The organism is Geodermatophilus sp. SYSU D00697, assembly GCF_054050175.1.
In genome coordinates this window covers 1-595 of sequence record NZ_JBJGYV010000074.1, presented here as the reverse complement: position 1 = coordinate 595, position 595 = coordinate 1, and the positions used below count along the sequence as shown (strand labels likewise).

Genomic DNA, 595 nt, shown 5'->3' with positions numbered 1-595 from the left:
GGCACGCTGGCCGAGCGGTTGCGCGCCGGCGGCGCGGGCATCCCGGCGTTCTACACCCCCACCGGCGTGGGCACGATGGTCGCCGATGGCGGCATCCCGGTGCGCTACGACGCCGCCGGCAACGTGGTGGCGACCTCCCGGCCCAAGGAGGTGCGCGAGTTCGACGGGCAGCAGTACGTGCTGGAGACCGCGCTGCGCGCGGACTTCGGGCTGGTCCGCGCCGCGGTCGGTGACCGGCACGGCAACCTGGTGTTCCACGAGTCGGCGCGCAACTTCAACCCGCTGGCGGGCATGGCCGCCCGGATCTGCATCGCCGAGGTCGAGACGCTGGTCGAGCCCGGCCAGATCCGCCCCGAGGACGTGCACCTGCCCGGGGTGTTCGTCGACCGGATCGTGCGCGCCGATCCCGAGGACAAGAAGATCGAGAAGCTCACCACCCGCCCCCGCCCCGCTCCGGCCACCCCGGCCGCGGCCGGGGACGAGGCCGTGCAGGAAGGCGCCTGAGATGCCGTTGACCCGCGACCAGCTCGCCGCCCGCGTCGCTCTGGAGCTGGAGGACGGCGCCTACGTCAACCTGGGCATCGGCATGCCCACC

Annotated in this window: 1 protein-coding gene; it reads left to right on the top strand. The window is 73.8% G+C overall.

What is annotated here, in order from left to right; all coding sequences use genetic code 11:
* A partial coding sequence (locus ACI79C_RS25245) for a CoA transferase subunit A (protein WP_456948448.1) occupies window positions 1-504 on the top strand: 504 nt, incomplete at its 5' end.
* Window positions 505-595 lie beyond the last annotated feature (91 nt).